Origin of the sequence: Sphingomonas sp. Leaf9 (assembly GCF_001421355.1) — a bacterium.
In the GTDB taxonomy this organism is placed as follows: domain Bacteria; phylum Pseudomonadota; class Alphaproteobacteria; order Sphingomonadales; family Sphingomonadaceae; genus Sphingomonas.
Map to the genome: position 1 here is coordinate 89,871 of NZ_LMKC01000003.1, position 14,122 is coordinate 103,992.

Below are 14,122 nucleotides of genomic sequence, written 5' to 3' on the forward strand. Positions count from 1 at the left end.
CGCCGCCCTTCGCACGGGTGAGGGGCGGCGGAAAGGGGTCAGCCGCGCACCACCAGCTTCACCAGCTGCCCCGGCACCAGCCGCGCATCGCCTTCCATCCCGTTCAGTGTCAGGAACCGGTCCCGCTGGAAATCGGAGTAGGCCATCTGGCGGGCGAGCGAGTCGATCGTATCGCCAGCCTTCACCGTGACGATGCGGATGCGCTTGCCGGTAATCGCATTCGCTTCGGATTGCGTCAGCGTGCCGAAGCTGTCGAGCATTGGTTCGAACGGCCCGATACCGCGCCCGGCAGGCGTGACGATCTGGAAATAATAGGTCGCCGAGGGGTAGCGATAGGCGACGATGGTGACGTCGACCGCCTGGTTGTTGGCATTGGCGCGCACCGTCGCGATCGCGGCGTCGGTGCCGTTGATCCGCGTCGTCTGCGGCTCGGGCGCGTTCTGTGCGCCGAGTGCCGCCAGCCGCTGTCGCACGACGCTGGCCGGGTCGCCCGCCGGTCCCATGCGGAACTCGGCCTGTCCGCCTTGCCCGGCGATCGTCACCGCGTCGGTGCCGTTCTGCAACGCATAACCGCTGGGCGCGGTGAAGCGGACGCGCAGGCCGGGATGCTTGAAGGTCGACCCCTCGATGACCCCCTGCGCGGGATCGTCATCATAGCGCAGCCCGTCGAGCATCCGCAGATAGGTGGTGTCCTGCACCGGCTGGGTCGTGGCACCGCCGGCCTGCTGCGCCAGCGCCCGCGCGCGCTTTACCCGGTCGGCACCATTGGGGTGGGTGCTCATCCAGGTCGGCACGGCATTGCCGCCGCGCCCGCTGGTCTGCGCGGCCAGTGACTGCGCATCGTTCAGCTGGACCAGCGCGTCGGCCATCCCCGACGGCGCATAGCCGGCGGCGGTGGCATAGCGTACGCCGAACTGGTCGGCCTGATATTCCTGGTTGCGGCTGTACGACAGGGTGTAGAGTTGCGATCCCGCCCCGGCGATCCGCCCGACCAGATCGCTGCCGGTCACCGCGCCGAGCAGTGCTGCGCCGATCGACCCGATGCTCGAGCGGGTGTTGCGCGAATTGCTGTGCCGTGCGGCGACGTGGCCGACCTCATGCCCCATCACCGCCGCCAGCTCCGCCTCGCTGTTCATCAGCGCCAGCAGCTGCCGGGTGATGTAGACATAGCCGCCGGGGATGGCGAAGGCGTTCTCGACCGGCGAATTGAGCAGCGCGACGGTAAAATCGCCGCTGGCATTCGACAGGCCGGATTGAAGCGCGACCTTCTTGCCGACCCGCTCGACATAGGCCGACTGCGGCCCCGAATATTTGCCGCCATATTGCGCCAGCAACTGCGGGTTGGCCTGCGCGCCCTGGCTGCGGTCGCTTTGCGAAATGGCGCGCGTCTGGGCATGGGCCGGCGCGGCGATCGTCGCGGCGGTCAGCATCGCGGCGGTCCAAAGGCGTGTCGTCATCGTGGTGCGTCCCCGTTTTCCTCGGTCGGAATACGTTGCGATACGACAACGGTTCCGTCGTTTAGCTGAACAACTCGCCCTGCGCCCCGGCCGGCGGGCGGGACAGGTCGCAGCGCAGCCGGGGATGGCCACCGTTCAGCCCATGTCGACGACAGGCGATGGCAAAGCGGGTGGCGAGCAGCTGTCCCCACACGCCTTGCCCCCGCATCCGCGAATGAAACGCCGGATCGTTGTCGCGCCCGCCGCGCAGCGACTGGATGATCGCCATCACCTTTCCCGCGCGATCAGGGAAATGCGCCTCCAGCCACGCGCGAAACAGCGGGGCGACTTCATGGGGCAGGCGCACCGGCAGGAAATAGGCACCCTGCGCCCCGGCCGCCGCCGCCCGTTCGAGCAGCCGTTCGACCTCATGGTCGGTGATCGCCGGGATTACCGGAGAGATCGACACGAACACCGGCACCCCTGCTGCCGCCAGCCGCGCCACCGCCGCCAGCCGCTTTTCGGGATGCGGCGCGCGCGGCTCCAGCGTGCGGGCGATCATCGGATCGAGCGACGTGACCGACAGCGTGACGCTGACCAGCCCCTTTGCCGCCATCGGCACCAGCAGGTCGAGGTCGCGCACCACCCGGTCGGACTTGGTGGTGATGGTCAACGGATGGTTCGTCTCCGCCAGCACCGCGATGCACTCCCGCGTGATCCGCCAGTCACGTTCGATCGGTTGATAGGGATCGGTGTTCGTCCCCATCGCGACCGGCTGTGCGACATAGCCGGGCCTGGCCAGTTCGGCCCGCAGCAGGGCAGCGGCGTCGGGCTTGGCGAACAGCTTCGTCTCGAAATCCAGTCCCGGCGACAGGTCGTGATAGGCATGGGTCGGCCGCGCGAAGCAATAGATGCAGCCATGTTCGCAGCCGCGATAGGGGTTGATGCTCCGGTCGAACGGGATGTCGGGCGAACGGTTGCGCGACAGGATCGTGCGTGGCCGTTCGATCGCGACGGTGGTGCGCAAGATCGGCTCGGCGCCATCGACCGTTACCCGCCAGTCGAGCCAGTCGCCGTCCGATTCCTGCATCGGCAGCGCGAACCGGGTGCTGGTCGCGTTGATGGTTGCGCCACGGGCTGGACGAGCGGACATTGCATCAGCGTATCGAACTGGCTAGAACGAAGCAAGAACATGAAGGGGTGCGATATGGCGCGGCTGAATTATCTCGAGCTTCCGGTTACGGCGACCGAACCTGCCAAGGCATTCTATACGGCGGTAATGGGCTGGCAGTTCGCCGATTACGGCCCGGACTATGCCGCAACGACCAGCGGCGATACCGATCTGGGGCTGGATGCCGACACGTCGCTCACGACGCTGCTGCCGGTGATCGAGGTCGACGATCTGGAGGCGACGCTGGCCGCCGTCGAGGCGGCGGGCGGGGTGGTGGTCCAGCCGATCTTCGCGTTTCCCGGTGGCCGGCGCTTCCATTTCCGCGATCCCGACGGGCATGTACTGGCGGCGATGGTCGCGGAATGACCTTGTCGGTTGCCCCGCTCCGGCGATAGGTTCCGGGCGGGGTAGCAAGGGGGAGGTTCGATGATCGGAACGTTGATGGGGGCGGCGGCGGCACTGGCTGCGCCCGACGGGGCGGTGCTCGACTTGCGCCAGCCCGGCAATGTCGTCACCGGGTTGCAGGCGGCGGGCTACAAGGCCGAATTGAAGATCAACAAGGCAGGCGAGCCGTACATCCTGAGCGCGACCAACGGCGAATCGTTCACCGTGGAATTCTATGGTTGTGAGGGACTGAAGAGCTGCAACTCGTTCCAGTTCGCGTCATGGTACAAGAAGGAACCGATCTTCACCGCCGCCGTCGCCAATGAATGGAATGCGACGAAGCGTTTCCTGAAAGTCGCGGTCGACGAGGATGGCGACATGCGCGAGTTTCTGGACGTGAGCGCAGTCGGCGGCATGACCCAGGCGTCGTTCACCGATCTGGTCGGCTGGTACACCGAGATGGACGGAAGTTTCGGCAATTTCCTGAAGGAAAAGCGCAACGCAGCCAAGGCGAAGCCGGCGAAATAGCGGTAGCGGGCAGGGGGCAGTACGCGACGCCTCCGGCGCTCCCGCTGCCTATCGCTCCAGCAACCGCGGCATCAGTTCGACGAAGTTGCAGGGGCGGTGGCGAATGTCGAGCTGTTCGCGCAGGATGCCGTCCCACCCGTCCTTCACCGCCCCGGTCGATCCGGGCAGCGCAAAGATATAGGTGCCGCGCGCGACACAGGCGGTAGCGCGCGACTGGATGGTGGAGGTGCCGATCTTGGCATAGCTTTGCCAGCGGAACAGTTCGCCGAAACCGGGGATCAGCTTGCTTGCGACGCGTTCGACCGCTTCGGGGGTCACGTCGCGGCCGGTGACGCCGGTGCCGCCGGTGGTGATGACGCAATCGATGCCGTCATCGTCGATCCAGCCGTGCAGCCGCGCGACGATGACGTCGATATCGTCGATCACGATCGCCCGGTCGGCCAGGATATGGCCGGCATTCTCCAGCCGGGCGACCAGCGTGTCGCCGGAGCGATCCTCCGCCAGCCCGCGCGTGTCGGATACCGTCAGCACCGCGACCCGGACCGGCACGAACGGCCGGCTGTCGTCAATTGGCATCGGCCACCCGCGTCTGCGCGCCGTTCACACGGACGGCGGCGGCACCGGGCAGCCCCGGAAATTTCGGCCACATCCCCTGCGCCAGCGCGGCGCGGCTGGCCGACGGTTTGCCCGCCTGCTTTTCATACATCCAATAGTTGCGCAGCACGGTCATCACATAGCCGCGCGTTTCCCAGTACGGGATCGATTCGATGTAGAGCAGCGGATCGCCGCCGTCCTTCAGCTGCACGTTCCACGCCTCGACCGGGGTCGGGCCGGCATTATAGGCGGCGATAACCTTGGGCAGCAGGCCGCCGGTGAACGGCCGGTCGCGCAGCTGCTCCAGATAGCTCTGCCCGACCGCCATGTTCACCTGCGGCCGCGACAGCGCCGATTTTTCGAGGCTGAGGCCGTGCGCGCGCGCATAATCGGTCAGCGCACCGGGGCGGATCTGCATCAGCCCGGTCGCGCCCGCCGGGCTGACCACGCCCGCATCGAAGCGTGATTCCTGCAACGTGTGGGCGAACACCAGCGCCTTGTCGACGCGCCAGCCGCCATCGGGGGTCCAGTCGGGCGCGGGATAGCGCGCTTCGGCCAGCGGCCGTGCGCCCTGCGGCCCGTTATGCGACAGCCACAGCTGCGTCGCGGGCAGGTTCAGGGATCCGCACAGCCGGGTCAGCGCGGCATAATCCCCCGCGCCGCCGATCCGCGCCTGATAGCGCAGCAGCTTGTCGGCCAGCGCAACTTCGCCGATTTCGGTGAGCGCGGCGGCGACCTTCACGTTCGACCGCCGCTCCAGCGCGCGCCAATCCTCGGTCACCGGCGCGCGGGCGCCGGCATCGGCTCCTTCGATCAGCCCCAGTGCCTGCCGCGCGAGCAGCCCGTAATAGGTTTCGCCATATTGCGCGGCGGTCTGCAGCCGCGCCTGGACCAGATCGGGGCGGCCGCAGGCGATGTCGGCACGGGTCGCCCAATACAGCCCCGCCGAGCGCAATTCGGTGTCGCCGGCCCGCTGCGAAACACTGGCGAAGGCGGCCTGCGCCCCGGCGCAATCCTGCTGGCGCCACGCGGCAAGGCCCTGCGTCCAGTCGGCCTGTGCGGTCCAGTCGCCCTGGCCCTGCTGCGCGACGGCGGCGAGGCGGCGGGCATTGGCATCGTCGCCCGCCACGAAATAGATCCACGCGACCCGCCCGCGCATCTCGGTCAGCGCTTCGGGCGTCAGGTCGGCGGCGCGGGTCGCGATCAGCGCTTCGGCGGCGGCACCGTCATCGGCCTTTACATAGGGCTTCATCGCGTCGAGCAGCTGCGCGGCGGCGGCATCGCTGCGCGCGGCCTTGGCCCGGACGCGCACCGGCGCGGCATCGAACCATACCAGCCGCTGCGGTGTCGGCAGTTCGGGGACGGCATCCGCCCCGCGCGTCTTGGCGAGCCGGGCAAGGTCGGGAGCGTGGGGCAGGTCGGGCGCTTCGTTCAGCAGCGCCAGCAGCTGTGGCAGCTCGACCTTAGGCGACCCCTTGGCGGTATAGAGTTCGGCGCGGGCAACGGCGTGGAGCGGCCCCGGCTTCATCGCGTCGAGCCGCAGTTGCGCATCAGCCCAGCGCTGCCCACGGATCGCGGCAAATACCTGGGTATAGGCGTCGCGATCCTCGGGCGACAATTGCGGGGGGATGCGCGCTTCGGCGACGGAGATGGCCGTGCCGTGCGTCGGCGAATCATCGGCATGGGCAATGGTGGGAAGGGCGGGCAATAGCAGCGCCGCGAACACGAGTGGGTTGAGTTTCACGCGGTCGATTCCCTGATAAGCAACTGCAGGTGCCGCCATGTTTCCGCTTTGGCCAAAGGCCGCTCCAACAGGAAGCGCGGGTGGAACGTGGCGATCGTGGGACAGGCTATGCCGCCGTGGTTAAGAGTGCGTAAACCACCGCGCTGCCCCTCGGGGCCGAGCAGAGCGCGGCACGGTTCCGCGCCGAACAACAGCAATTTGCGCGGCGCGACCAGCGTGACCAGGCGGCGGGCCAGCGCCTCCAGCGGTTCCTGCGCATCGGCGGGCAGGCGACCGGTCAGCGGGCGGGCATGGGCGACGCCGGCGATGACGACGCTCTCGCGCACCTCGCCGATAGCGGCCAGCATCCGGTCGAGCAACACGCCGACCGGGCCGGTCATCCAGCCGCTGTCGCCCGAATCATCGGCTTCGGGCAGATCGGTCAGGATCATCAGCGACGGATTTTTTTGGGGGGACACCGGCACGCGCGCGGCGTTCCATGCGGCTTCCGGCGCGGCATCGCCCATCCGCCATGCGACAAAGGCGTCGAGCGTGTCGGGCACCAGCGCGGCGGCGGGCGCAGACGTTACGGCAAGCGGGCGGGCGGCGGGCGCGGGTGTCGCGAACCAGTCGCGCAGCTCGTCCTCCACCAGCGTGTCGACACCGGCGTCGTTCCACCATTCCAGCGCGCTTGCCGCCGCTTCGTGCCACTGAATATGCTGGTCCACCCCCATGCCGCCGGTTAGGCACCGCCTTGACCTCCCCGTCAATCTGCCCAAATCGTTCGCAAGGACAAGGCGAGGCAACCGCGCGACGACACGGGACGGTGGCCCCAAGAGGATGAGAAGATGAGCGAACGGGAATCGATGCCCTATGACGTCGTGATCGTCGGTGCGGGGCCGGCCGGTCTGTCCGCTGCGATTCGGCTGAAGCAGATGGCGGGCGAAGCGGGCGAGGAACTGGCCGTCTGCGTGCTGGAAAAGGGGTCGGAGGTCGGCGCCCATATCCTGTCGGGCGCGGTGTTCGATCCGCGGGCGATGGACGAGCTGCTGCCCGAATGGCGGACCATGGGCTGCCCGATGGCCGAGGTGCCGGTGACGGAGAACCATCACTGGCTGTTGTCGGAAACCGGCAGCAGCGAGGTGTCGCACCGCGTCCTGCCGCCATTCATGCAGAACAAGGGCACCTATACCGGATCGCTCGGCAATATGTGCCGCTGGCTGGCCGAACAGGCCGAGGGGCTGGGCGTCGAGATCTTCCCCGGCTTCGCGGCGGCCGAAATCCTGTATCATGACGACGGGTCGGTGAAGGGCGTCGCGACCGGCGACATGGGCATCGCCCGCGACGGCACGCGCAAGCCGGACTGGCAGCCGGGTCTCGAACTCCACGCCAAATACACCTTCTTCGCAGAAGGGGTGCGCGGGCATCTGTCGAAGCAGATCATCCGCACCTTCGATCTGGCGAAGGACAGCCAGCCGCAAGTCTATGGTCTGGGTATCAAGGAATTGTGGGACATTCCGGCGGAAAACCACGTCCCCGGCCGGGTGATCCATACCCAGGGCTGGCCGCTCAGCGAAACGCGCGGGTCGAACGGCGGCGGGTTCCTGTATCATCAGGCGAACGGGCAGGTGGCGCTGGGCTTCGTTACCTGGCTCAACTATTCCAACCCCTATCTCTCCCCGTTCCAGGAGATGCAGCGGTGGAAGACGCATCCGGCGATCGCCGCGATCCTGAAGGGCGGCAAGCGCGTCTCGTACGGCGCGCGCGCGATCAACGATGGCGGGTGGCAGTCGGTGCCGAAACTGACCTTCCCCGGCGGGGTGCTGGTCGGCTGTTCGGCGGGCTTCCTGAACGTGCCCCGGATCAAGGGCATCCATACCGCGATGAAGTCGGGCATGATGGCCGCCGAGGCCGCTTACGCCGCCGTGCGCGACGGCCGTTCGGGCGATGAGCTCACCGCCTACACCGCTGCCTATGAGGCGAGCTGGGTCTATGAAGAGCTGCGGACGGTGCGCAACGTCGTGCCGCTGGTGAAGAAATATGGCGATTTCGTCGGATCGGGCGTCGCCAATGCGACGATGTGGGCGGAACATTGGGGCATCCGCATGCCCTTCACGCTTGGCCACCACCCCGATCACGAAAGCCTGTGGCGCAAGGATCAGGTGAAGCCGATCGCCTATCCCAAGCCCGATGGCGTGCTGAGCTTCGACCGGCTGTCGTCGGTGTTCCTGTCGAACACCAATCATGAGGAGGACCAGCCGGTCCACCTGACGTTGAAGGACCCCGACGTGCCGGTCGCCTACGACCTGCCGCTCTATGACGAACCCGCGCAACGTTATTGCCCGGCGGGCGTATATGAAATCGTGGGTGCAGAGACGGATAGCCCGAAATTCGTCATCAACGCCCAGAACTGCGTCCACTGCAAGACGTGCGACATCAAGGACCCGACGCAGAACATCAACTGGGTCGTGCCGGAAGGCGGCGGAGGACCGAATTATCCGAACATGTAGCCTCGGACTGATCGTCGCGACGCTGGTGGCGACACCGGCGTCGGCGGCGCCGGCCGTGCCTGTCACCCCGCTTGCCGCCTATGTGAAGGCCCGTGCCGCCGATGCGGACGGGCAGGTTACCCTCGCCGCGCAAGGCTATGCGCTGGCGCTGGCCGCGCAACCCGCCGATCCGGTGATCGCGGTGCGGGCATTGCGACAGGCGCTGGCCGCCGGTGACCTGCCGCTTGCCCGCCGCGCCGGTGCGGTATTGCGCGCCGCCGATGTCGCTCCAGTGGACCTCGACATCTTGGCGTTCAGCGATGCGGTGATCGCGCGCGATGCGGCGGGGCAGCGCGTCGCGCTCGGCCGGCTGGCCGAATCGCCGCTCGGTTTTCTCGTACCCCTGCTCGCCAGTTGGGTCGATCTTCCCGCGCCGCCGGTGGCGGGCGACAGCGGTGCGATCCCGCGTCGCTATGCCGCCGAAAACGCCGCGCTGCGCCTGCTGGCGACGGGCAAGGCGGCGGAAGGAATCGCCGCCACACGCGCGCTGCTGTCCACCACCGGCGGCGACGCCGATTTCAGATTGAACGCCGCGCAGCTGCTCGCCCGTGCCGGCGAACGCGACACCGCCCGCGCGCTGCTGGCCGGTGACGATCCGGTCTTGTCGCGCGCCGCCGAGACGCTGGGGCGCGGGAGCAGGGGCGATGCCCGCTTCGGGGTGTCGCGCCTGTTCGCACGGATGGCGGGCGACCTGTCGGCCGAAGGGACCGAGGCGCTGGCGATCATGCTCAGCCGCTCGGCGCTGCTGCTCGACCCCGATTATTCCCGCGCCCGCATCGCACTGGCCGACGCGCTGGCCCGCGACGACGCGATCGGCGAGGCGCGGGCGATATTGGCGCAGGTCCCGCCGGGCGATCCCTTCGCCGGCAGCGCCAATGCGCTGGGCGTCGTCGCGCTCCAGCGCGCGGGCGACCTGCCCGGTGCGCTCTCGCTGGCCCGCGAACAGGCGGCGCGGCGGGATGCCTCGACCGCCAGCCTGCGCCGCTATGGCGACCTGCTGCTCGAATCGAACCAGCCTGCCGAAGCGGCTGAGGTCTACGCGCGGGCATTGGCGCAGGCCGGATCGGCGGCGGACTGGACGCTGTACCTGCAACGGGGCGCGGCGCTCGACCGGACAGGTGACTGGGCCGGCGCGCTGCCGATGCTGCGCCGCGCGGTGGAACTGGCCCCGCAGGAGCCGGCGGCGCTCAACTATCTGGGCTATGCGCAGGTCGATCGTGGCGAAAATGTCGCCGATGCGACGCGAATGCTCGAACGCGCCCATGCGCTGGCACCCAAGGACCCCGCCATCGCCGATTCGCTCGGCTGGGCCCGGTTTCGTGCCGGCAACCTCCCCGCCGCGCTGCCGCTGATCGAGGGGGCGGTGCGGCAGGCGCCCGACGATCTGGAGATCAACGAGCATCTCGGCGACCTGTATTGGGCCGCCGGTCGCCGGGTGGAGGCACGCTATGCCTGGAGCGCGGCGGCGGTGTCCGCCAGCGGTCCCGACGCGGCGCGGCTGGCGGCAAGGCTTGCGAACGGGCCGCCTTCGTCGCATCGCTGACCCGGATGATCGTCGAACCCGCACCCGCCAAGCTGAACCTCGCCCTCCACGTCCGCGCCCGGCGCGACGATGGCTATCACGAACTGGAGACGCTGTTCGTGTTCGTCCGCGATGGCGACGCGGTTCGGTTGACCCCGGGGACACGCGATGGCTTCGCGATCGTCGGGCCGTTCGCTGCCGGATTGAGCGGGGAAGGCGACAACCTCGTCACCCGCGCCCGCGATGCGTTTCGCGGCGCGTTCGGTGCGGGACAGCCCTTGTCGATCGTGCTCGACAAGCATCTGCCGGTGGCATCGGGCATCGGCGGCGGATCGGCCGATGCTGCCGCAACGTTGCGTGGCATGGCGCAGCTTGCCGGGATCGCGCTGGGTGATCCGGCACTGATGACCATCGCTGCCGCGCTGGGGTCGGACGTGCCAGCCTGTCTGGCGGGGCGGACGATGATCGGACGCGGGCGGGGCGAATGTTTGACGCCGATCGACGTGCCCGCGCTCCCGGTGCTGCTGGTCAATCCCGGCGTCGGCGTATCGACCGCCGCGGTCTTTGCCGCATGGGACCGAACCGATCGCGGACCCTTGCCACAGGGGGACGCGCTCGCCATCGCGCTTGGCGGCCGCAACGATCTCGAGCCGCCGGCCCGCGCGCTGGCCCCGGCGATCGACATGGTGCTGGCGATGCTGGGCGACGCGCAGGGCGTGCGGCTGGCGCGGATGTCGGGATCGGGCGCGACCTGTTTCGCGCTGTTCGACCGGGCGGAGGACTGCGCCGACGCGGCGCAGGCGGTTCGCACCGCCCGACCCGATTGGTGGTGTCTCGAAACGGCACTGGCGTGACAGTCGATCGTCCCGATTTCGAACAGCTGCCCCCTGCGCCCGCTGGAGTGCCGACTTGGCGCGATGCTTGCGAGGGATCGCACGCGGATCAAACGCCAGGAGCGGATCGTCCGTGGGCGGTCTCCTCGGACGCCGCCCACTTTCCCGCCATGATCGACTGTACCCGCGACGGTGCGGTCGCGACCCTGTGGCTGGCGCGGAGCAGCGCGCGCAACGCCCTGCCCATCGCCGGGTGGCAGCAACTGGCTGCCCACGTCGCCAAATTGGCGACGTCGGATGCGCGGGCGGTGCTGATCGCCTCGCGCGAAGCGGGGGTGTTTTCGGCCGGGGCCGACATTGCCGAATTTCCCGAGCTGCAGCGCGATCCCGCCCGCCGCGCGCTGTTCCGCGAAAGCCTGTCCGCCGCGATCGAGGGCGTTGCCTGCCTGCCGATGCCGGTCATCGCCGCCGTCGATGGCGGATGCTTTGGGGCGGCGGTCGCCCTTGCGCTCGCCTGCGACCTGATCGTCGCCGGCGACGGCGCGCGCTTTGCGATCCCGCCGGCGCGGCTCGGCATCCTCTACCCCCCGGCCGATGTTACGCGACTGGTGGCGGCGGTAGGGCGGGGGCAGGCGGCGCGGCTGCTCTACACCGGCGACGCGATCGATGCCGACGAAGCCCTTGCCATCGGCCTCGCCCATCGGCGCGGCGGCAGCGCACAGGCCCTCGCCACGAGCATCGCCGCCAACGCCCCCGGCGCGGTGCGGAGCCTGAAGCTCGCCATCGACGGCGTTCCCGGCGGCGAAGCGCGGTTCGACGCGGCGTTCGGGAGCGCCGAACTGGCCGAGGGCCTCGCCGCCTTTCGCGACCGCCGACCGCCGGAGTTCTGAATGCGCGCTGCCGATCACCTGCCCGGAACCGACACCGGCCTGCTCCTGCTTTGCGATCATGCCTCCGCCTGGGTGCCGGACGATGTGGCGATTCCCCGGCATCTGTTGTCGCTGCACGTCGGCGTCGATATCGGCGCGGGGCCGCTCACCCACGCGCTGTCGGCCGAACTTGACGCGCCCGCCATCCTTGGCACCGTGTCGCGGCTGGTGATCGACCTGCATCGCCAGAGCGATCATCCCGGCCTGATCCCCGAAGTTTCCGACGGTCACGCCATCGCCGCCAATGTCGGCGCGGACCGCGCCGATCGCATCGCCCGCTTCCACGCGCCCTATCACCGCGCGATCCGCGACCAGGTACGTCGCGACCGCCCCCGCCTGATCGTCGCGATCCACAGCTTCACGCCGGCCCTCGAAACCGGTGGCGAACCGCGCCCGTGGGAGGCAGGCATCCTTTACGGCCGCGACGACCGCGCCGCCCGCATCGCGATCGACTTTGTTCGCGCAGAGGGAATCCCCACAGGCGATCAGCAGCCCTATTCGGGCCGGATCCTCAACGCGACGCTCGATCGCCATGCGGAGGGGCAGGGTATCCCGTCGCTGTCGGTAGAGGTCCGCAACGACCTGATCGCCGATCCCGCCGGGGTCGCGCGCTGGTGTGCGATCCTTGCCGATATGATCGCTGCGGTGCGCAATGGACTTGCGCTGGAGCGGCTCCCTGCGCAATAGGCTGTCGCCATGACCCAGCCTTTCGACAAATCGCGGCTGCCCAGCCGCCACGTTTCCGTCGGCCCCGAACGCGCGCCCCATCGCAGCTATTATTACGCGATGGGCATCGCCGAAGAGGACATTGCCAAGCCGTTTGTGGCGCTCGCCTCGGCCGGCAACGACAGCGCGCCGTGCAACACGACGCTGGATTTCCAGGCCGATGCCGCCCGTGAAGGCGTGGTGATGGGCGGCGGCATGCCGCGCCGGTTCAACACTATCACCGTGACCGACGGCATCGCCATGGGCCACCAGGGGATGAAATCCTCTCTGGTCAGCCGCGAAGTGATTGCCGATTCGGTCGAGCTGTCGGTGCGCGGCCATTGCTATGACGCACTGGTCGGCTTTGCCGGGTGCGACAAGTCGCTGCCGGGCATGATGATGGCGATGTTGCGGCTGAACGTGCCGTCGATCTTCGTCTATGGCGGATCGATCCTGCCCGGCCGGTTCGAGGACCGCGACGTGACCGTGGTCGACGTGTTCGAGGCGGTCGGCCGCTATGCCGCCGGCACCTGTCCGCTGCACGACCTGACCGCGCTCGAAAAGGTTGCCTGTCCCGGCCACGGTGCCTGCGGGGGCCAGTTTACCGCCAACACCATGGCGTGCGTCGGCGAAGCGATCGGCCTGTCGCTGCCCAATTCCAACATGGTGCCCGCCCCCTATCGCAGCCGCGAAGAGATCGCGATCGCGGCGGGCAAGCAGGTGATGGAGCTGGTGCGCCTGAACCTGCGCCCGCGCGACATCGCCACCCGCGCCGCCTTCATCAACGCCGCGCGCGTCGTGGCGGCCACGGGCGGGTCGACCAACGCCGCGCTGCACCTGCCGGCGATGGCGAACGAAGCCGGCATCGATTTCGACCTGTTCGACGTGGCAGAGGCTTTCAAATCAACGCCGTACGTCGCGGACCTGAAGCCCGGTGGCAAATATGTCGCCAAGGACATGTATGAAGCCGGCGGCGTCTACATGCTGATGAAGACCATGCTTGCCAATGACCTGCTCGATGGCAGCTGCATGACCGTCACCGGCAAGACGCTGGGCGAGAATATCGACGAAGTGACGTGGAATCCTGACCAGAAGGTCATCTACGACGTCAGGACGCCGATCACCCCGACCGGTGGCGTCGTCGGGCTGCGCGGGACGCTCGCCCCCGATGGTGCGATCGTGAAGGTGGCGGGGATGAAGCGCCTCCAGTTCACCGGCACCGCTCGCGTGTTCGACTGCGAGGAAGACGCCTTCGCCGCCGTCGAGCAGCGCAGCATCACCGACGGCACCGTCATCGTCATCCGCTATGAAGGTCCAAAGGGCGGTCCGGGCATGCGCGAGATGCTGTCGACCACTGCTGCGCTCTACGGCCTCGGCATGGGCGAAACCGTCGCGCTCATCACCGATGGCCGCTTTTCGGGCGGCACACGCGGCTTCTGCATCGGCCATGTCGGGCCCGAAGCGGCCGAAGGCGGCCCGATCGCGCTGGTCGAGGATGGCGACATCATCACCATCGACGCCGAAGCCGGCACGATCGACCTCGACGTGGCGCCGACCGTCTTGGCCGAGCGCCGGGCGAAGTGGCAGCCACGGGTAAACGATTATCAGGCCGGCGCGCTGTGGCGCTATTCGACCACGGTCGGCCCCGCCTATCAGGGCGCGGTGACCCATCCGGGTGCGAAGGCGGAACGGCACGTCTACGCGGATATCTGACGCCTTTGAGCGACAGCACCGTATCGCCGCCTGCG

The 14,122-nt window shown here is 68.5% G+C and carries 13 protein-coding genes; 8 read left to right on the forward strand and 5 right to left on the reverse strand.

Going from position 1 to position 14,122, the window contains the following annotated elements; translation table 11 throughout:
• Positions 1-38: 38 nt before the first annotated feature.
• Positions 39-1,457, reverse strand: a complete 1,419-nt coding sequence (locus ASE58_RS08315) for a M48 family metalloprotease (RefSeq protein ID WP_055819875.1) — start codon at positions 1,455-1,457, stop codon at positions 39-41.
• Positions 1,458-1,518: 61 nt separating this feature from the next.
• Positions 1,519-2,589, reverse strand: a complete 1,071-nt coding sequence (locus ASE58_RS08320; protein WP_055819878.1) for a PA0069 family radical SAM protein — start codon at positions 2,587-2,589, stop codon at positions 1,519-1,521.
• A gap of 54 nt (positions 2,590-2,643) precedes the next feature.
• Between ASE58_RS08320 and ASE58_RS08325 the strand changes: the two genes are divergently transcribed.
• Both ASE58_RS08325 and ASE58_RS08330 read left to right on the forward strand, forming a co-directional pair.
• Positions 2,644-2,973, forward strand: coding sequence for a VOC family protein (locus ASE58_RS08325; RefSeq protein ID WP_055755730.1), 330 nt, complete (start codon positions 2,644-2,646; stop codon positions 2,971-2,973).
• 60 nt (positions 2,974-3,033) lie between these two features.
• Complete coding sequence (locus tag ASE58_RS08330; RefSeq protein WP_055819881.1) at positions 3,034-3,519, forward strand: YbjN domain-containing protein; 486 nt, start codon at positions 3,034-3,036, stop codon at positions 3,517-3,519.
• Positions 3,520-3,567: 48 nt separating this feature from the next.
• Here ASE58_RS08330 and moaB read toward each other — a convergent pair whose 3' ends face one another.
• Genes moaB through ASE58_RS08345 form a run of 3 tightly spaced genes read right to left on the reverse strand, consistent with a single transcriptional unit; the run spans position 3,568 to position 6,570 of the window.
• Positions 3,568-4,095, reverse strand: a complete 528-nt coding sequence (gene moaB / locus ASE58_RS08335) for a molybdenum cofactor biosynthesis protein B (protein WP_055819883.1) — start codon at positions 4,093-4,095, stop codon at positions 3,568-3,570.
• Positions 4,085-5,857, reverse strand: a complete 1,773-nt coding sequence (locus ASE58_RS08340; protein ID WP_235513544.1) for a lytic transglycosylase domain-containing protein — start codon at positions 5,855-5,857, stop codon at positions 4,085-4,087. The genes moaB and ASE58_RS08340 overlap by 11 nt, the downstream gene beginning before the upstream one ends.
• Positions 5,854-6,570 (reverse strand): uracil-DNA glycosylase family protein, encoded by a 717-nt coding sequence (locus tag ASE58_RS08345; RefSeq protein WP_055819889.1) that lies wholly within the window; start codon positions 6,568-6,570, stop codon positions 5,854-5,856. Before ASE58_RS08345 ends, ASE58_RS08340 begins: the two co-directional genes overlap by 4 nt.
• A gap of 114 nt (positions 6,571-6,684) precedes the next feature.
• On the opposite strand from ASE58_RS08345, the gene ASE58_RS08350 reads away from it, so the two are divergent.
• From ASE58_RS08350 to ilvD, 6 genes are all read left to right on the forward strand, one after another.
• The gene (locus ASE58_RS08350; RefSeq protein WP_055819892.1) at positions 6,685-8,346 is read left to right on the forward strand and encodes an electron transfer flavoprotein-ubiquinone oxidoreductase; all 1,662 of its coding nucleotides are present in this window, start codon (positions 6,685-6,687) and stop codon (positions 8,344-8,346) included.
• 25 nt (positions 8,347-8,371) lie between these two features.
• Positions 8,372-9,928 carry a tetratricopeptide repeat protein gene (locus tag ASE58_RS08355; RefSeq protein ID WP_235513545.1) on the forward strand — a complete coding sequence of 519 codons (1,557 nt, stop codon included), beginning with the start codon at positions 8,372-8,374 and terminating at the stop codon, positions 9,926-9,928.
• 5 nt (positions 9,929-9,933) lie between these two features.
• Positions 9,934-10,761, forward strand: coding sequence for a 4-(cytidine 5'-diphospho)-2-C-methyl-D-erythritol kinase (locus tag ASE58_RS08360; RefSeq protein WP_055819894.1), 828 nt, complete (start codon positions 9,934-9,936; stop codon positions 10,759-10,761).
• Between the two features lie 149 nt (positions 10,762-10,910).
• Complete coding sequence (locus ASE58_RS08365; RefSeq protein ID WP_055819897.1) at positions 10,911-11,630, forward strand: enoyl-CoA hydratase/isomerase family protein; 720 nt, start codon at positions 10,911-10,913, stop codon at positions 11,628-11,630.
• Positions 11,631-12,356: an N-formylglutamate amidohydrolase gene (locus ASE58_RS08370; protein ID WP_055819900.1), complete on the forward strand. Its 726-nt coding sequence runs from the start codon at positions 11,631-11,633 to the stop codon at positions 12,354-12,356.
• Positions 12,357-12,365: 9 nt separating this feature from the next.
• The gene (ilvD, locus tag ASE58_RS08375) at positions 12,366-14,087 is read left to right on the forward strand and encodes a dihydroxy-acid dehydratase (protein ID WP_055819903.1); all 1,722 of its coding nucleotides are present in this window, start codon (positions 12,366-12,368) and stop codon (positions 14,085-14,087) included.
• Positions 14,088-14,122 lie beyond the last annotated feature (35 nt).